Origin of the sequence: uncultured Roseibium sp. (assembly GCF_947494555.1) — a bacterium.
Taxonomy (GTDB): Bacteria; Pseudomonadota; Alphaproteobacteria; order Rhizobiales; family Stappiaceae; genus Roseibium.
This window is the reverse complement of sequence record NZ_CANLVF010000010.1, coordinates 56,580-75,117: the sequence shown is the minus strand read 5'-3', so window position 1 is coordinate 75,117 and position 18,538 is coordinate 56,580. Positions and strand designations below refer to the sequence as shown.

8 protein-coding genes are annotated in these 18,538 nt (G+C 60.1%); all 8 read right to left on the bottom strand.

What is annotated here, in order from left to right; translation table 11 throughout:
• Window positions 1-4: 4 nt before the first annotated feature.
• From Q0915_RS30990 to Q0915_RS30955, 8 genes are read right to left on the bottom strand one after another with little or no spacing between them, the layout of a single operon-like run.
• On the bottom strand, window positions 5-1,384 hold the full coding sequence (locus tag Q0915_RS30990; protein WP_299484208.1) for an ATP-binding protein: 1,380 nt from the start codon (window positions 1,382-1,384) through the stop codon (window positions 5-7).
• Window positions 1,381-6,573, bottom strand: a complete 5,193-nt coding sequence (locus Q0915_RS30985; protein WP_299484207.1) for a DUF4157 domain-containing protein — start codon at window positions 6,571-6,573, stop codon at window positions 1,381-1,383. The genes Q0915_RS30990 and Q0915_RS30985 overlap by 4 nt, the downstream gene beginning before the upstream one ends.
• Window positions 6,570-7,874: a contractile injection system tape measure protein gene (locus tag Q0915_RS30980; RefSeq protein WP_299484206.1), complete on the bottom strand. Its 1,305-nt coding sequence runs from the start codon at window positions 7,872-7,874 to the stop codon at window positions 6,570-6,572. Before Q0915_RS30980 ends, Q0915_RS30985 begins: the two co-directional genes overlap by 4 nt.
• Window positions 7,875-7,877: 3 nt before the next feature.
• Entirely contained in the window at window positions 7,878-11,126 is a 3,249-nt protein-coding gene (locus Q0915_RS30975; RefSeq protein ID WP_299484205.1) for a hypothetical protein, read from the bottom strand.
• Between the two features lie 12 nt (window positions 11,127-11,138).
• Window positions 11,139-14,204: a hypothetical protein gene (locus tag Q0915_RS30970; RefSeq protein WP_299484204.1), complete on the bottom strand. Its 3,066-nt coding sequence runs from the start codon at window positions 14,202-14,204 to the stop codon at window positions 11,139-11,141.
• Window positions 14,204-17,836, bottom strand: a complete 3,633-nt coding sequence (locus Q0915_RS30965; protein WP_299484203.1) for a baseplate J/gp47 family protein — start codon at window positions 17,834-17,836, stop codon at window positions 14,204-14,206. Before Q0915_RS30965 ends, Q0915_RS30970 begins: the two co-directional genes overlap by 1 nt.
• Window positions 17,833-18,228, bottom strand: a complete 396-nt coding sequence (locus Q0915_RS30960; RefSeq protein ID WP_299484202.1) for a GPW/gp25 family protein — start codon at window positions 18,226-18,228, stop codon at window positions 17,833-17,835. Before Q0915_RS30960 ends, Q0915_RS30965 begins: the two co-directional genes overlap by 4 nt.
• Window positions 18,229-18,231: 3 nt before the next feature.
• Window positions 18,232-18,531, bottom strand: coding sequence for a PAAR domain-containing protein (locus Q0915_RS30955; protein WP_299484201.1), 300 nt, complete (start codon window positions 18,529-18,531; stop codon window positions 18,232-18,234).
• Window positions 18,532-18,538 lie beyond the last annotated feature (7 nt).

Here is an 18,538-nt window from a genome sequence, read left to right as displayed (position 1 = left end):
CATGTCAGGACTTGGCCTTAAAGACCCGCCCCTCTTTTTCGATCTCTCGGCGGATACCCAGTTGCAGGTCTTGCAGAAAGAGGGTCTTGTCACCCCTCGCGGCCGCTTCAATGGCAGCGAATTGCGCGACGTTGACGATACCACCACCTGTCAGTTCATAGCCATTGATCGCCTCGATAAGTGCAGCACGTTCTCCTGCGGCTCCGCAATATGGCAAGGACCGGTCCCAGATCGTGCTGCGTTCGGCAGGACCGGGTTCCGGAAACCTGATGATCGCATTGAAGCGGCGCAGGAAGGCTTCGTCGATATTTGCTCTCAGGTTGGACGCCAGGATGCAGATTCCGTCGAAATCCTCCACCCGCTGCAAAAGATAGGAAACTTCCTGGTTGGCATATCTGTCGTGACTGTCCTTGACGGCCGTGCGTTTTCCGAAAAGTGCATCGGCCTCATCGAAGAATAGGATCCAGCCGCGCCGGTGGGCCGCCTGAAACAGGGACGACAGGTTTTTCTCCGTTTCGCCGACATATTTCGAGACAATGGCGGAGAGGTCGACACGGTAGACCTCGCGGCCCGTTGAACGGCCGAGAAGCGTCGCCGCAAATGTCTTCCCCGTACCGGAGGAACCATGAAAAAGCGCCCGGTAACCGGGTCTAAGCCGGGCACCGAACCCCCATTCGCCTTCAAGGGACTTTTCGTGTTCTGCCCACCTAAGCAGTTCATCGAGCTGTTCGCGCGTTTGACCGGGGAGTACCAGGTCGTCCCACGACCGCTGTGTCTCGATGCGTCTTGCGGGAAAAGCGGACGAAAAAGGCGGCGTCGAGCTGTGCCCGACTGTCAACAGCTCAACCCAATCCCGTCCCATCAGGATACGTCCGGATAGAAGCGGTGCGCCCGCCTCCGCTGGCTCAAGCTCGACGATACCCTCGCGCGCAAGCCAGTGATCGGAGGTAAACAGCGCCTGTACCTCGAAACGGGCTTCAAGATCTTCTCCGGCGAGCAGAAAGGCGGCGGTTTCACCCGTTGCGATCAGGGAACGGCTGTTGGCATCCCGGCGCGTTCCGAATTGAGGAAACTCGCCCTGCTTCTTCAATGCCTGCTGGAACGCCGCCTCAAGCATCTGCGGCCGTGTATGTGGTGCAAGCGCCAGCAGGATCACCACCCAGTCCGAAAAACTCGGCCTGCGATCCCTGATAAAGTCACCAAACGACGATCCGTCGTCGAAAAACCCCGGTTCGGGCAGCGTACCCGGGTTCTCGTCCTGGACATCCCGCACCCGCGCATCAATCAAAGTCTCCAGGAAATCCAGGGCTCTGGTGAGATTTGGCGCGTTTGACGACGGTCCGGTCTCGATCTTTTCCAAAGGTTCAGATCCTTGAAGGCTCATGTGTTAAATCCCGCGAATGACTGGTTCGCCACCGCGCCCTGACCGCGTTGCACCTGCTTGCGAATGCTGTCCATGAGCTCCGTCTTTTCTTTCTTCGTATCGGCGAACTCAGCAATGTCCGACCATTGCTTCGCGCCGGGATCGGTACTGGCGACCACGCCCTTTATTGCCGCGACGTCCTGAGAAAGCTCACTTGACAGCAACCCGACCGTTTTTGTTCGAAGGGTCTTCGCCATGGCTCCTCTCTTTTCAGGCTCGGCATTTGATGGCGCGGGATTTGCGTCTTCAATCGTCTCCACGGATTGAATGAAGTCGGCCGGCGATCTACCGTATGTCCGGCCCGCGACGTGCCGGCGGTGATGCAGATTGATGACGATGGCCGCATCCGCATGTCCCTTGGCGTGATCACGCAGCTTGGCGCCGCCCCATTTCTTTGCGAAGTACCATTTCTTCGACAGGATCTTGAAGGTCTTCGCCTGAGGCTGATGATCCGGCGTCAGCCAGTCGCCCTTCATCGTCACCATTTGTTTGTAGCGGCCGGTCAGGCCTTCCAGTTTGTAGCGCTCCTTCGCCTTGGCCAGCTTATTGTTGGTCACCAGCTGGCGCAGCATTTTTGAAAGCTCGGTTTCGTGTTTGAGGAGATCCGCACCTTGGGTTTTGGTGGCCTCTTTGCCGCTCTCGATCCGCTTTTCGATTTTTTTGATGAGAGGTTCGATCTTGTTGGCAATGAGATCCTTGGCGTCCTTGGCGAGCTTCTTCTTGGCCTCATCGGGTGACGAGAGCGTTGCCATGTAGGCATCGATGAAGGACGCCGCCGGAACCGGAGACGAACGGATAACAAGCCGCTTCGCGCCTTTCCCGCCCGAAACCTGAATGCTGTGCGACTTGCCGTCCTTGCCGGTGAACCCTTTCTTTGGCCACAGGAATTTCTTCACCGCGTCCTTGACCTTTTTGGCACCCTTCTTGGCCTTACCCCAGAGCTTCTTCGCATAAGCCACCACCTTGTCGATCAGAGCGTCGATCATCTTGTTGATCGGCGCAGTGATCTTCTGAATGACGCCTTGCACGGCTTCGCCGATATTGCCCAGCCCGATCGCCGACGCAACGAAGGAGATCACCACCGGCAACGATCGCGCCATGGCATTCTCTACCGCCTTGGCCGCGGGACCAAGAACACCGGCGGCAATATTCGCGACAGCCGTATAAACGCTCATCACGAAATCCTTGATCCGCTTGAAGTTGTCGATCAGCCAGAAAACCAGGTCCGCAAGCAGTTTCAATGCCTTCACCAGCGCGGATGCAGGGTTGAGAAGACTTAATAGCCAGATTATGCCTTCCTTGATGACGTTGACGATCGCCCAGTTCTTGATGCCGTCGATCACCGTTTGCTTGAGGCTCGCCAGCTTCGCCTTGACCTCTTCCCAAAGACCGCTGAAATCCTTGTTGACCAGCTTCTTGATCAACGCGAAGCCCTTTTCGACGAGATCGAAGATCTTGGCCGCTTTCGGGAACTTCTTGATGATCCGCGACTTGATGTTTTCGTAGGTCAACCCAAGGATCTGCGCCACAAGGCTGAAAATGCCCTTGATGTCCCATTTTGCGGGCAACGTGATCGGCACCGCCGACAAAGCGCCGGTCAGCCACTGGATCGCACCTGTCTTGAAGTGCTGGCCGAAGCGTTCGGCAAAACCCCGCACGCCCATGCCGACAGCCGTCATGACATTGTTGATGAACTTGCCAGGCGACTTGAGGATCGCAACGAGCTGCGACTTCGCCCTGTCGAAGAAATCGAAGACCGGTTTCGGATCTATGCCGGCGATCTCGCACGCCGTCTCCACGGCGATCCTGGCAGCGCCCGCGAAGTCTCCGGTCATCAGGGCGCCGGCCATCCGGATCGCGCCCTTGAGACCTGCCTTGAACTTGTCCAGGATTTCATTGAGCTTCTTGCCGAGCCAGTTGGCCGCAGCTTCCACTCCCGCGATAGTGCCGTCGGCAGCTGCGTTCACACCGTCAACGGCCGTGTCGACCACGGCATCGATCCCTTCATTCATCTTCTTGGCAACGTCCGGGTAGAACGTCCCGACCGTAATGTCGATGAGCCCCTTGGCAAAGGTCCGGTAGCCCTCAAGCGCTGTGATCGCCACCGCACGCGCTGCATTGATCAGGCCGATCGCCAGGGTTTTCGCCGCATCGATGGCGACTTTGACAAGCTTGCGCAGGCCTTCAAATATGGCGTCGATCGCCTCGGTGATCTTGTTGATGGCTTCCTTGACAAAACTGACGGCGCGGTCGAACAGGCCCTGCTTTTCTTTCTTCTCCTTCAATTCCTTCTTTTTCGCTGCAGCCTTTGCCTCTTCATCCTTCTTGTGTTTGCGGGCCTTCTCCTCGCCCTTTTCAAGTTCCTTGTCCGCCTTGCCTTCCTCGGTCTTCACAGTGTCGCGGATTTTCTTGGCGTCGTCCGTCTCGCGCTTGCCAGCATCTCCGGCGAATTTCGCAACCCCTTCATAGGCCTTGCCAATGGCGTCGCCCTGCTTCCTGGCAACATCGCCGCGTCCGGCAACCACCGCCTGGCGCTGCTTGTCGTCCGCCTCGACATTGGCTTTTTCCGCGCGGCTCTCAGCTTCGGTAACGCTCGCATCCCGGTCGGCATCCCGTTTGGCCGCCGCCGCGACTGTTTGAGACCGCGCCTCGGCGACATTGGCATGCAGGTCGGGTGCGATCTTTGCGTCAGCCGCATCTCTGATCTGCTGCGGCAGTTCCGCCGACGCGTAATCTGCTGCCCCTTCGTCGGGAGGCAGCTCGGCAATCGGTTCCGACGGCTCTTTCGAAACGGGAGCGGTTTTCTTTTCTTCGACCTTGCGCGGCTGAATGTTCGACTGGCCTGGGTGATTGCGGAACTCTGCCGTTTGCTTGTCGCGCTCGCCGCGCAGCTTTTCAGTGCCCTCCGACCGCTGGCGGCCCATCTGGCCAATATCCGCCTTGCCGGTCAGCGCGACCCGTTTTCGCGCGCCCGCGCTGGTGTTCACACTGTCATCGCTTGTGCGGATGCTTGCCATCAGGTTGGTGAACTGGTTCTTCAGCCAGTCCAGGAACCCGCCTTCCGGCTGTTTCTTGACCTTGTCCCGCATTGTCCGTGTTGTCGGTGCAGCGCCCTTTTCCTGATAGGGGTCAGCCGTCAGGTTACCGGTTTCCGGACCCTTTCCGTCAGCGCCAAGAGTTGTGTCTTGAGGTGTTGGAATGTCGCCGGGTGCAGTGATTTCGGGGTTGAGCTCGCCGCCTGTCTTTGCCTCCAGAACAGGTGCTTCATCTGCCGCCTTGGTCTTTTCAGCATTCGCCTTGGTGTCCAGCTTGCCGCCAACAGTTGGAGCGGTGACCGCCATTCGGCTTGGGGATGCGTCTAGGAAAGACGTCATCGCCTTGTCCGATGGTCCTTCGAGCGACAGCGTTTCGACTTTCGCGGAAGGTTCAACAGACGCGTCAGGCTCTGGCGGCAGGTCGACACCGACTTCTTCATTCGGAGGCTGCAATACGTCGGCGGGAACGGCGGGCGCCGGTTCATCATCAACGACCGGTGCCGGCTCGACCTGCGATCCGGTCTCCTGCGCCTTGGCATCACCGGGTTCTCCACTTTCGCCAAGACCGCCCAGGTCTTCGGTCGACCGGTCCGTCACGATCAACGGCACATCGGGAAGCGAAAGCTTCGCTGTCGGATCGAAGAAACTGTCCCAAAGGCGCGCCGGAAGCCACTTTTCCTCAACCTGACCGCCCAGATTGTCATTCCCGGCCGTATTCCCGTCGACGGTTCGTATCATGATTGAATCGAACGGCTTGCCAGCTGCCGTTTCGATACTTTCAACACCTGTCACCATCGCCTGATGATGGGTGTTGGGTTTCACCCCGGGCCAAGTCTTCCGGTAGGCGATGTCTCCCTTCTGCGGCAGTTTGTTGGGTGGCCGGACCCCCACATGCGGCAGAATACTCACACCAAGCTTCCAGGGCGGAAGAGGCAGCCCCGCCTTGCGCAGGTTTGACCAGGCGAAGATCCCGCACCAGTGCGGCAACCCATAGGGATCCTTCATGATCGGTTTCTTGATCAGTGTCGGATCAACCACATCGCCGTCGAAGGCACCCCGGAAGATCTCCAGAAGGCGTTGCCAGCCGAACCGGTTACCCTCCGCATCCGTCGTCTTGGAGTTGATCTTGCCAATGTGCTGCCTCGCGTATCCGATCGCCCGCAGGCTTTCCGGCCGCGAGGCGACCTTGTCGCCCTCCGGCATACGCGCAACAGGCGCCTTGTCGCTCAGCTCAACAGCACCCTGTTGGAGCGTGTGCGCCAATTCATGGGCAATCAGATGATCGCCCCGCTGGGTGCCAGGCGCATACCGGTGCGGTGAAAAATAGATGTCCCGTCCGGACGCAAAGGCCTTTGCGTTCAACATCTTTGTCATCAGGACAGCCGGCGTGTCGGTATGAATGCGAATTCCGGAGAGTTCCGCCCCAAGAGCGGCCTCCATCTTCCGGCGGACGGGTTCAGAAAGCGGATTGCCGCGCCCGCGCGAGGCACGAAGCTGGCGCTCGACAACGCCCATCCGGACGGCCCGCGCCGAAGGCCGACGCGCTTCACCGCGCATCTGCACCTCTTCTTCGTCTTCGCTCAACTGCGCTTCTTCTTCTGCGCGCTGGACCTCTTCCTCTTCCGCCTTTTGAAGGTCTTCCTCCGGCTCCTTCTGGACATCTTCTTCAGGCGTCGCTTGGACCTCGTCCTCCTGCTCCATCTGCACGTTGTCCGTTGCGGACATTTGCGCATCCTCAGCAGCGGTCTGAGCCTCTTCCTCTTCAGCCATCTGAACTGGTTCGTCCTCAACGGTCGGACAGTCGGGCCGCAAAACAGGTTCATGTTCGTCATATTGCGGATCGCTTGCGCGCTCATGCTGAGACCGCGCTGCAGCTTCATCTGAGGCCCGGTGGCTGAGCGGCGTCATCCGGGCGGCGATCGGTTTCCCGCTGCTCATCGGCCCACGGCCATGAACGACCGCATCGGCGGCGTGATCTGCCTCCTGTTCGTGGCGATCGCCGGGACGCGATACATTCAGTTTGGTCTGGGCCGCCGCGCCACTGAAGAACGCACCCTGCGGTCCGCTTGCGCGGCCGGTTTCCGTCTTCGCAGGCATCCGGGCGGCTGTTTTCATGTCCAGTCCACCTTCAGGGGGGCAGGCAGCCACGGAAGGGTCACCAGGCTGAGCGCCCAGGGAAGCCGGTCGAGCAGAATATCGACACCACTGCGTTCCACCGTCAACAGCAGCCTGTCCGGCGGCCCGGTCAGGACGCCCTGCCGGCGCAGGAACGTCTCCCGAATGCCCTCGATCGTGGCGTGACCGATACCCTTCCAGGCATCGATAGCAGCCGTCAGCATGCGCTCGCCTTCGGCAAGATGATCCGGTTCAAGATCTCTCAGCGGGAGCACCGGCTGATCGTCCGGAACAGCGCACAAAAGACGTGGGATCGCCAGGTCCGGTTCCAGGTGGTCGGTCTCGCCGGTCGCAATGGCGTGCAGCAGGCGAGCGCCGATGGTTTGTGCTTCAGGTTCGATAAATGCACCTACCTGCATCAGGCCAATGCCTTCGAAGTAAGGCTGCAGAAACGGGTGAAGCAGGACAAGGCCGGCGTTTACGCAGGCCAGCCCACCGGGTGCTGTGTCCGGATCGGCATCGTCCAGACGGACTTCTTCAAAAACCTCCGGAACCGGGTGCGCAGTTTCGAGCACTTTGGACACATCCTGAACCATCGCCACGACATCGGAGTGCATTCTCCGCCCGGTTTCAAACCCTGCTTTCCGGTCAGGCAAAGTCTCCAGTGTTTCTCGTAAGACGGCGTCAAAAAGGTCAGGGTAGGCCTGACTGAACAAGGTGCGGATCAAGTGCACCGGCGCCGTCGCAAAGAGACGCATCAGCGCCGCACGACGTGCCTGAAAAGCTCGGGAAACCAAAAGCCGCTTGAACGATTCAATTGTCGCAGCGGTCACCTCCATCGCTGCATAGAGCTCGTGCAGATTGGCAAATGGCGCCAACGCACTGAGCCGACCGGTCGCAAGATACGTCCAAAGGACACTGTCGGCAGACCGCGCCAGTTTCACCCGAAAGGCATGCCGTTCGCTTCCTTGCCCAACGTGGATCGCGGACGAAACCACTGGCGGCACGTCCGGGCGGCGGACCGACTGCACCAATGCACGGTGCAGTGCTTCGCGCATCGCTGCGGTCAGTCTGGAAAGGTCGAAATCGTCGGCAGCGAAATCACCGAGGTCGACTTCCAGCCGGTCAATCACAAGCAGTTCGTCTTGCGGCAGAAGACCCGTTATCGCGGCATCGAACGCCTTTTCAAGGTCGACAGACCCAGCCGCTTCGAGCCTTGTGCGCCATTGCAAAAGGGCTGCCTGATCCGGTCCCGAGATGTTGAAACGGGCGCATCCTACCCGGTGTGTCACACCGGCCATTTCCTATTCCCTCCGTTTCGAAACCAGAAGCGTGAGTTCGTGTTCTTCACCGGGATCGAGATGCAATGTCGTCATGGTGCCCTGCAGGTCCGGCGAAGCAGCGCCAACCGCAATCATGCCGGCGCGCACGGGTATCTCGAACTTGCCGCCTTTGGTTGGCACACGACGCGTCGGTGCACCGGTTTCTGACAGAATGACTTCGGTCTCCGGCACCGGCTCGCGATTGCGGTCGCCCTCCAGGAAAACGGCACCCCGCAGAATTGCCCGGGCACGATCGGGTGGCGGCTCGTCCCGGATCACAACGTCTTCGTCGCGGTCGCTGTCGGGCACCACAAAGTCTCCCGGGTTCCAGAGAATGCCACCCGCCTGCCTGAGATCGTTGACGATCGGCTGATCGATCAGGGAAACGATATCGTCGGGCCCGCCCCTTACCGGCTCATCATCATCAAAGGGTGGCACACCCATCGGTCCAGGGTTCCCTTCCGGGTCAAAAGGATTGGCGGAAAACCGCCGGCGCAGGTAAAGATCGGAGCAGTCAGTGTCGCAGCACTGATACGGCAGGCAGAAATCGGCAAGCACCACAAACCGGTCGAGCGGATCTTTTGTTGCAAACGCATGGGCGGAGCTGACCGCCGACAAGGCACCGTCGATGGTTCCGTCAGAACGATTGTCACGGTCCTCGTCCAACCGCCTGATCGGCCCGGTCGTGACACCATCAATCGGACGGGCCTGCTGGCGCAGCGCATCGATGGAACAATAGGCAAGCACGTAGGTACCGCCGACATTCACACCTGCATGGTGCTCAAGTCCCGGATGCCGGCGCGCATATCCGCCGAGCGTCAGCTCCGACAGCGTCCGCTGAAGCGTCGCCGTGATTTCGGAATTGATGTTGACCGCCGCAAAGGCGCTGCTTTGCGCGGCGACGAGCTCGGCCGATGCGACAACACTTGCCTGGTTCTGACGCGCTTCCGGATCTTCAAGAGGCGCCGAGCGGAACGTTTGCGCGTAGTTCAGATAAGCTTGCGAAAAGCCGCGGTAGAGCCGGCCGAACTCCTCCACCTGGAATTCCGCGAGACTGTCGACGGACAGCATGTTCATCAGGCCGACGCCCTGGGACATGAGACTGACCGGCGCGTAGGCAGCTCGAACGTCGACTTCGTCGCCGCCGTCGGCAACGATGGCCCGTCGTGTCCGTTCGAAGAGGTTGGCTCCACCGCTTGGGTTCCCGACTTGCCGGAAGAGCGAGCCTGCCGTGCCCCTGATCTCTTTTCCCGTAACGCGGCCCAGGACCTCATCGACACCAAACGGACGCGAGATGATGTCGGAGCGCAGAGAGTCGGACCGCACGCGCAGGATTTCTGTTTCGCGCGGATCGAGATCGATGGCAAACCGCGACGCGGTGGCCACTTCGAAAAGGCCGCCTGCGACGATGCCGTCGGCCAAATCGGGACCGGAAAAATCATCGCCACGCCTCATGACAGAGCCCGGCGTAGTCGGCTGGCGTGACAGGCGCTGCAGCAGCAAGACGATAAACGCGAAAATTGCCCTTATGACGACCAGGAAAATGAGGTCGATGTCGCTCAGCCGGCACAGGAACAGTTGCCGGGCGGCCTGCAGCATCTGGGCGCGGGCAACCTCATCCAGCTGGTTACCGGCAAGATCATCGGCCCCCAGTGTGAGCGGCATGAAAACAGGTTCGATCGAGAAGGAAAGCCCAAGCTGCTGTTTCCATCCGGCGAGCTGCGCCATAGCTGAACCAAGCGGCTTGCCGACGATGCCTTCGATCCGGATGAAATCCTGGCCATCGAGGCGGAAGTGAAGCGGGTGTTCATCGGTCGGCGCGCTGAACTGGTAGGAATAGACCGTATTCAAAAGCCGCGTTCGCGTCTTGGCGTAGCTCCAGTTTGTGTGCAGATCCGACCCCGGCTGGAACGCATAGTAAAAGGGAATTGCCCTGTCGCTCAAAGGCGCATCCCATGTCTTGCTGGGGGTCAGCCGGATGGGCGCCTGAACGCGCGAAGTGGTCCGATACGTGAGCGCCAGAAGATGCATGCGCTGGAACAGGGACCGGACCTCCTCAAGACGAGGACCGTTGGCATGGGCGGGCGATGCAACAAAATGGGTCCGGCGCGCAGCGACACGTGGCCGAAGGCCTGCACCTGTGCTTGCGTTGAAGGGGTTCCAGGCCAGAACGTCCTGCGGCGTCGGGAAATCCGTTGCGAACGCATCCGGTTTATCAGTCGCATCGCCCAGGAAAACGTGACGCGGGAACCGGTCCGGGTTCGGCAGACACTCCTGTTCGAACCTTGCCGCCGCTTCCACAAACTCGTTGTAGGCCATGACAACGTCGCGCATGTAGTCATACATGTACTGCGCCATGAAGATGTTCTGGGCGAGCTGGCCCCAGACATTAGCAAAATAGGTGTTCGGGAAGACGTCCGCGTTTTCCTCGTAAAGGTCTGCAACCAGATAGCCATAGGCGGCATAGGCATTGCGCAGAGCGTCCGGGAGATGCTGGCTCAGTTTCAGCGCAATTCCGACGATCCGCAGGATCAAAGCCGCGAAATTGTCGGTTCCGGTGGCCGCGATCTTCAGCTTCTCCAGCCGAAGATGAACGAGTTCGTTCATCGGGTGCGTCGCCCGGTCGACGGGCCGTCCCGCAATTTCCTCTTCCTGCATAAGGATCGCGTCGGCCTGATCGCGGGTCAGCAGCAAGCGCCGCACAGTGAATCGCCATTCAGCACCCTTGTCGGAGCAGTCGTTGACATCGCAGCTCTTGAGCGATTCAAGACGCGTCTCGAGAAAGAGCATCACCGTCTTGTCTTCCAGAAAGGCGGCGGTCAACGGAACAGGATCGTCTTCGCCGGGCGCCGGTTCAAAATCGGTGTCGACAAGCTCAAAGAGCGGAATCTGTTCATCGTTTTCGTCGAAGAAAAACGGATATCGCTCTTCGTCAATCTGCTCCTGGGGAACGTCTTCGGCATCCGATACCGGCAACTCATAGGGTCGGACCCGGTCATAGCTTTCAGCATCGTCCGCGATCAGGTAGCCTTCCGACGTGACCGCGACCCCTTTGGAAAGGTGAACGAGCGGGCCTTCGGCATCGACCTCGAAACCGCACACCACTCCAATTCCAGAGAGCGTCCGTCTGCTCAGCCTGTCCTGTCCCTCAAGATAGGAGACGAGATCATTGAGAGCCCGCGCGCCCAGAACCTGGCCGGAAACGAAATGGGCAAAAGCATGGTCGTTCATGATGTCTCTCCCTCAGAAATATCCGAGATTGGTTTCGTCGAGCCGGACGATGTTTTCGTCGCCGCCATCGTCGCAGTCATGCAGCGTGGCGGGCGGGTAGATGGTGCGGAGGTTGTCGAGAACGTCGATCAACTCCGCCGCAGCTCCCGCAAGAGCGGCATCATCGCGCGGCCAGGCAGCCAGTGCCTCGCGCCATGAGCGATGCGCGAGATCAAGCGCGGCCATATCCGCATTGTCGACCCAGCAGATTTGCGGATGGATGTGCGCCGGACATTCCTCACGGATGACCCGTTCGGCGAACCTTCGGAAGTTCAGGTCGCGGAACCGCTCAGGCCAATAGGGCAAGACGACGGAGATCCGGAAGGAATAAGGATCCTCCTCGCCGCAAAACTGGCAATCCTCGCTGAGGCAGACCTTCATCAAGGCATCCCCCGGCGCGCGCGGGCGCAGCAGGATGTGCTCGATAAGATGCATGCCCTCGCTGTCGCAAAGATCCTGCTGCAGGAGCGCGTTGTAGCGGTAAAGCAGCCGGCGGGCTGCGTCTGAGGCTTCGTGCGCCTCGGCAAAAGTGCCTTGCTGGGTAAGCACGGTCCCGCCGGATTCGAGGCTCAGGATGACAGCCCCGTCGCCCGCTGTGTCGTCGATGACATAAGTGCTTTCATCGGCCATCCGGAATTGGAAAGCGCGTGCAGCATCAAGGGCCGTTTCGGCAGATGGAAAAGTCTCTTCCGAGGAGAATAGCGTTTCGCCGTCCTCGGTGATCACAACAACTCTGAAGCCACCTCCGTCGTCTTGAGCTGAGAACAGGACGTCAAACACCTGATCGCAGTGAAGGTCCCGCCGGCTGAAATCGGCAATGCCCAGCAACCGCGCCGCCCGTCGCTCCAGACCCGAGACATTAGCACTGTCCCATATCAGCGCCGGGTTCTCAGGCATCTGGTTGAAACCCTTGCCACGTTCCCGGCTCGCCAGCGGGTAGTCCGCCAGAAAATCGCAGCGCTCGTCGAGCAACTCGCGTGCGGTCATGAGCCGGTCACCGGACAGCTGGAACGAGATCAGGGCGTAGTCGGCAAAGCGTTCGGCAAAACGCGCAATCAGATGGTTGAGCGCACGGGCCCGGCGATCCAGAAACATCTCCTGCGTCTCGGTCAGTCTGACGCGAAACAGATCATTCGTTGTCATCTCGGACGGATTGGCGAAAAACTCGGTTGGGAAATCCTCCCGAAGACCCGGAAAGTGTTCCAGGCTCGGAGGGAACCAGGTCTGTTCGAGCGATTTGTCTGGCGACAGGATCCGCCGAGCGGAGGCGAGCTGCCCCAGATAGTCGGCAAGGACCTGATCGAAAAATGTCAGATAGCCTTTCAACTGCCGCGCCTGCGCAACGCGCTCCTTCGGCGCGTCCGGTGGCAGACCAAAGCGGTCTGTGGCGAAATTCCGAGGCAGTTCGTTTTGCAGCGTCGGGATCTGGTCCAGTTTCCGCCAACGTCCCATGACCGGAGGCAGGACCTGATCCGGCGGCACGTAGAGTTCGGCCTGCGACAAGGCCCGAAGATGTTCCAGAGTGCGCTCAAGTTCGGTCGGCTGCGCGCGATAGGGCAGTTCGTTCTTGTAAAGCGTCAGCTTCGTACCGGGGAAAAACAGCACTGGTTGATGTCCTGGCGGCACCTCCAGCGTCCAGTGCTCCGTGTCGCCGATAGGCACCCCTTGGAGATCGTAAGCCCGGAGCGAGAGGTTCCTGACGGCCACGACGCCCTCAAGATCGACGATGATATTGATCAGGTCGGAAACGTGGACTTTCCTCCTGAGTTCGCAGGCAGCAAGATCCTCGTCGGAAATGAAACCGGGCTTGGTAAAGATGGGTCGGCCTCCGACTTCGAAGCCGAAGTCGATGTAGGGACCGTTGAATATCTCGTCTGCCGGCACACCATCCGCCAAAAGTGCATCAAGTGTGCGGAACAGGGGTGGCGGGTTCAGGTAAAGCTCAATGGCGTGAAGGATCCTGGCCTCGACCTCTTCGAGATCCGCGTCCGGTGTCACATCAACATCCGCGCAAAGCCCCACGCGGTAGGGTGCGACGCTGTCGATCGAGAGGTAATCTTCACAAAGCGGACGATGGGCATGCAGCACGCGGCGGACAGCGGTCAGAGCGCGTCGGCGGGCTTCCCGCTTTCTGAGGAATAATCCTGCCGGGCCGTCGGGCCCGGTTTCGCCCAATGCGTCCTGCAGATCGCCGACTGTCACAATAACGGGATCGTCTGTCGGACGGGGCCGGTCCTCCAGCACCGTAATCTGCAAGCCGTTGAGCACGGCGATTACGCTGCCGTTCTGCTCAACGCTGAGGTCCGCTCCAAATTCGATACCGTTGCCCGCGTCCGTCACGTTGCTAGCGGTCACAGCATCCGGTTCGAACGGATCGGGCAGCGCGTCATGCTCATATGCCAGGGTCATATCATTGACGGGATTGATCGCGATCACGACGCCCTTGAGCGGACCGGCGCGCAGCGTGACTTCCAGCGCAGCCTCGTTCAGTGAACCCAGAACATCATCCACCGGCAGCTCGACCAGCACACGGTATAGGCCACTCACCTTGACGGGGTGATTGTCATGACCTTCCGCGTTGAGCGGATCATGCGACAGGGCATCGGCCAGGCAGTCTGCAAAAATCGGTGTTTCGGAAAGCCGGAAGTTGTCCGGCTCGCCCGGGTCGGTCATCGGGTCGAGCCAGACATTCCGCACGCCTTCAATGCGAATGAGAAGCCGGCGGTGATCGTTGATCGTGACCGGCGACGTCGTCAGGATCTCGTGCGCCGGGAAGAGGCCTGTCTCGGCGGCCGGACCAATCCTGCCGTCCGGTCTGCTGACAAGATCCTCCATGGGAAACGCGGTCCGGTAACCCAGATCCGTGATCGCATAGGCGATCGTCTCGAGCATCGCTATACCGGGGTCAGACGTGTTGTGATTATCCCAGATTTCGCCGCTTAGTGCGGTGACACGTTCGATGCCAAGCCGCCGCAATGCTTCGTAGTCCCGCGCGCCTGTTGGCCTGTTTCCCTGAAGGATGAAGAGATCGTCAGCCATCACACAAGTCCAATCGCATGAGATCGTGCGGAGACGAGTACGGAGCGGGCCGTTGACGCCTGGATGATTTCCAGATCGGTTTGCGGCACCGGACCATCCGGGTTGCGTCGGTGAAACAGCTTCACGTCTTCAAGGTAGTCGACAAAAGGCAACTCCTCGACAAAGTCGATCACGGTCGATTTGTACACACGGCCGCCGAATTCGACGCCGCGCGCACCCCTTTGCGTCCAGGGCGTCAGATGACCGATCAGGGCCGTTTCGATTTCCTTGCGATAGAAATCCGTGTCGGCGATCCCCTCCCGGAACGCCACATTCATCGACACATGGATCTCTTCAAATTTCGGATTGGCGGTTTCAAGCCTGACAAAGGGAGAGCAACGGCGTGCCAGGTGATCGTGCAATCCATGCAGCGTCGCCTGATCGGAATAGGGTCGCAGAGGATCGCGCTGGTCCGTTCCGAATGTATAGGGAACAGCCACGAAGGTGACGGCACCAGGTGCCATTTCATTGTCTCCGACCACCTTGCCGGCCTGGCGTTTCAGCTCGGTGTGGTTCAGGCATTTTGCACGGTAGACGCTCCGGTTGGATTCCAGCGCCAGGTGCTCGTAGTCCCACATCGTCACTGCCCGGTCCTTGTGGCGCAGGCGTTCAGACACGCGTCGGCGGAAGTCGTCCGGCGTTTCCAAACCGCGCCCGCCAAAACTTGCAAACGGCTGCTCAAGGCTTTTGACGGCCGGATCCGGCCGCAAAAGTTTGCTGATCGTTCCGGCCGGCAGCGCGCTTTCCAGAAAAGCTGGATCATTGTCCTGATCGACAAAGCTTGCCCGGACAGCCTGGGCCGCAATCAGATGCAGTCGATTGATGGCGTCGGCATTTTCAGCCACCGAGATCCTGAACCAGTGCAGCCCGGGCGGCATGTGCGGGGCATCGCTGGACGCGTCGGAGGGCACGGCGAAGGACAAAAGCCCGGAACCAGCGAGGCCTCCGGTCCTGTCAATGACTTCCTGCGACTTGAACTTTGTCCAGCCGCTGTTTTTCAGCCAGGCGAAATCAAGATCCGGCAACTCAACAAGCGGGTCTCCTGTGCCGTCCGCGACCTGGACAAGGAGCGAAAGGGTTTCCGGAGGATCGAGCGCGTCGACGCCGATGAAGAGCGCCCCTTCAAAGGGCAGGTCCGGCAAAACGCGCCCCGAACCGTTCGCAGGTTCGACGCCAAATGGGTGGACCCGCCAGACGCCTTCGGCTGTACTCTGCTTCGAGGCGTAATCTATAGAAATTTCCGCGATTACGGGCGTGTACGGAGGATTGGGCAGACCGGAAGATAGCGTGAGGGAATCGAAACCTGGATTGAAACCCGGTTGGATCTGCGATTCGGCGATGATCGTGTCGCCTGCGGCAAAGTTGGTGACAGGCTTGGTCCCGTTTCCGCTTGCAAGGTCAATCAGAGCGAGCGTTTTCGCATCGAGATACCGATCGTGACCAAAGTCGCGGTTCAACGTCATGCGCATGAAGCCGGTGCGCTGCTTTGCGTCAAAGGAAGGATCTTCAAGCAGCAGTTCCGCGTCCGCTGGCGCCTTGCCGGTTCCCTTCGCAGCCAGCGGACTGGTTCCCGTCCCGTCCAGCTGAAGCGATATCGTCTTCGTGTCACCGCTCTGCCACGAACCGCCGGAGAGGTAGTCGAAGCCGACCTGATAGGCGCTTGCGGCCTGGTTCTCAAAGACCTGGCCTTTTACGTAAGCCTCCGCCCAGGTCACATTGACCGTCAGCGTGTCCAGCGGGCGGCTGAACACTTCGCTGGAGCCGAGGATCCAACGTGCGTCTTTACGGGGCTGTGCACCGAACGGTGTGAAGACAGCGGACGGGTCGGCAGTGCCGTCGTCCGTGCGCACGCTCATCTGCCGCAATCCTGTTGCTTCGGTCTGGATCTTGACCTTGTTGCGGCTGGCATTCCTGAAAACCGCCATTGCGCTTGAGGCAGCCGCTTCATTGCCATCCCAGTCAAGCAGGATTTCGGCAACAGGAACACCAGGCGGATAGGGTTCCTCGTGGACGGCCGGATCATGCGGAACAATCGGAGGATGATTGCCGGCAAGTGTGAGCGTGAATTCGACCGTGCCCTTGGTGATTTCCGCCTTGAGCTCTGCTGAATTGGAGAGCTCCAGCCAGCCCTCTTCGGTGGTTAGTCTCACCTTGAAGCCCTTCAGCGCCGCTATGGAGCCCCCAAACGCTGTCTTGAAGCTGATCTTCGCAATGCGGGTTCCCTCCCGCATGAAGAGCTGCCGGTCCGCGACCGCAAATCCAAGCCGCGCAAAGGGCGCTGCCTCCGGCCCGAATGGGGCAAAGTGCGGCGTTTCCTCAGGCAGCTCGGCACCGATACCGTCCAGGGATGCGGTGACGGGCGAAGCATGCGCCGAGACGGATTCCTTGCCGCCGGATTTCTTCGTGTTGACGCGTACCGATCTCAGTTCGGCGACCTGCCCGCGATTGGCAACGAAGTCCTCATCGAGCGCGTAGGCGACGTCCGAACCCGCTGCATCCTTTCCCGCGCGCACCAAGGCGCCCGCAGGCAGCAGATGTGCCTCCGTTCCCCGGGCCAGATTGATGAGCAGATGGACGTGATCCGGTGTCGGCGCCTTTCGCGACAGGCGCAACACGTCTTCGAAGTAGAAATCCATGTGCCGGCCGGTGAACGCGTTCAGTTCCAACCGGGCGCGGTCGTACATGGAGAGAAAAGCAAGCCAGAGCCCGTAGTGCGGCGTGTGGCGCGCAAACTCCGTCAGGCTCTCCTGAAGCTGTGCTTCGGCTTCCTTCCTGGCACGGGCAAGCGCCTGGAAAACGCGTTCCATGCTGGAGACGAGCAGATTGTAGTTGAGCGCATCATAGATCCGCGCATAGGTGTCGGAGCCGTCGAGATAGGGTGACGGGTCCGGTGTCTGCGCGTCATAGAAGTCACTCCACCCCGTCGCGGCGAACCCTCCGACGACGTGAACCGGCAGAGACGTTACTTCGAATGCCTCGCCATTGAATATGATGTCGCGCACTTCATCCGCGATCTGCGGGCCCGGACCGGGATTGTCGGAGGTGTTCAAATTGGTCTTGCTCAGTGCGCTTGCGAGGATGACCCCTTCATCCACCCCGCCCTGGTGATACCGCGCCAACTCCGCCAGCCGCGGCGCGACGCTAGTCTCCAGAAGACGCGTCATTCTGCGGCGGAAAGGGTTCTCGGCCTCGAGCGGCGACAGCCGCAGGGTCAACTCCTGCAGCAACGCGATAGGCAAATGAAAGACCAGCGCCAAGTGCGCCCTGAGCTGTGCTTCCGGCCGCAACGGATCATCTTCCAGAAAGCCTTTTGCATCGCCGAGCGCACGCCGGAAAGGATCGACCGGCAATTTCGCAATCGAGGCAAGTACCGCGGAAATGTCGCTGTCGAAAAACGACGACCAATCACCGGCGGGAGCGCCGTCCTTCGCGTAAAACCGGATCTGCCGGGCAAATCTTCGGCCGAACTGGATCAGATCCGCCACGTCTCTTTCGTCGAGCTGGAAGTGATCCGCCCTGCGTTCGGCGATATCGCGGTCCGGTTGGGCGGCACCGGTCCTCGTGAGCGGGCCCCGGCGGTCGCAAGTACTCATAGCCCTGCCTCCAGATCATAAGGCAGGACAAGGCTGAAACGAGACTTTGCGCCGCGGATCTCGTAGTCGAGCGAAATCTCCAGGATGCCCTCCGGTTGCCGGGCCACTACGGCAACGCGCTTGGCATCCACCCGGGGTTCGTGCAGCAGGATCGCACGCCGGATCACCGTTTCGATCATCGTGAGGCGCGTGGAGTTCATCGGACCGAAAACCTCTTCTTCGATCCTGCATCCGAAATCCGGACGCATGACGCGTTCGCCAAGGGTCGTGGTCAGGATAATCCGCAGGCTTTCCCGAATGTTGCTCGCACCACCGGTCAACTGAACTCCGCCGTTTTCGAATGTCGGCGGAAAGCCCCAGCCCGTCCCGATGAAGCGGTCCTCAACGGCCATTGTTCAACCTCCGATCCGGACGGTTGGCAGGCCGGCGGAAATGGTGCCGCCATGGGCCGTCGGATCGCCCTGCCGCGCGGCGGGACGTCCGCCGATCCGCACGGTTGTCGACCCTTTGAGGATCGTGTCCGGCGGACCGACGCAGGTAGCAATGTCGCCCTGCACGGCTGCCGGCAACCCGCCGATCCGCACAAGCGGCACACCGGGTCCGGCAATCGGACCGCCCACATGCGGGATCGGCACGACAGCGGGTGTCTGCAACGGACAGGTGTGAAAGTCACTGATCCTGGCGGCCGGCGGCATGTCGATC

What these genes read in the sequence shown, in the direction of transcription:
- Q0915_RS30975 (WP_299484205.1), bottom strand. Translation starts at nt 11,126, where the DNA reads ATGAACGACCATGCTTTTGCCCATTTCGTTTCCGGCCAGGTTCTGGGC.
- Q0915_RS30960 (WP_299484202.1), bottom strand. Translation starts at nt 18,228, where the DNA reads ATGGCCGTTGAGGACCGCTTCATCGGGACGGGCTGGGGCTTTCCGCCG.
- Q0915_RS30955 (WP_299484201.1), bottom strand. Translation starts at nt 18,531, where the DNA reads ATGCCGCCGGCCGCCAGGATCAGTGACTTTCACACCTGTCCGTTGCAG.
- Q0915_RS30990 (WP_299484208.1), bottom strand. Translation starts at nt 1,384, where the DNA reads ATGAGCCTTCAAGGATCTGAACCTTTGGAAAAGATCGAGACCGGACCG.
- Q0915_RS30985 (WP_299484207.1), bottom strand. Translation starts at nt 6,573, where the DNA reads ATGAAAACAGCCGCCCGGATGCCTGCGAAGACGGAAACCGGCCGCGCA.
- Q0915_RS30970 (WP_299484204.1), bottom strand. Translation starts at nt 14,204, where the DNA reads ATGGCTGACGATCTCTTCATCCTTCAGGGAAACAGGCCAACAGGCGCG.
- Q0915_RS30980 (WP_299484206.1), bottom strand. Translation starts at nt 7,874, where the DNA reads ATGGCCGGTGTGACACACCGGGTAGGATGCGCCCGTTTCAACATCTCG.
- Q0915_RS30965 (WP_299484203.1), bottom strand. Translation starts at nt 17,836, where the DNA reads ATGAGTACTTGCGACCGCCGGGGCCCGCTCACGAGGACCGGTGCCGCC.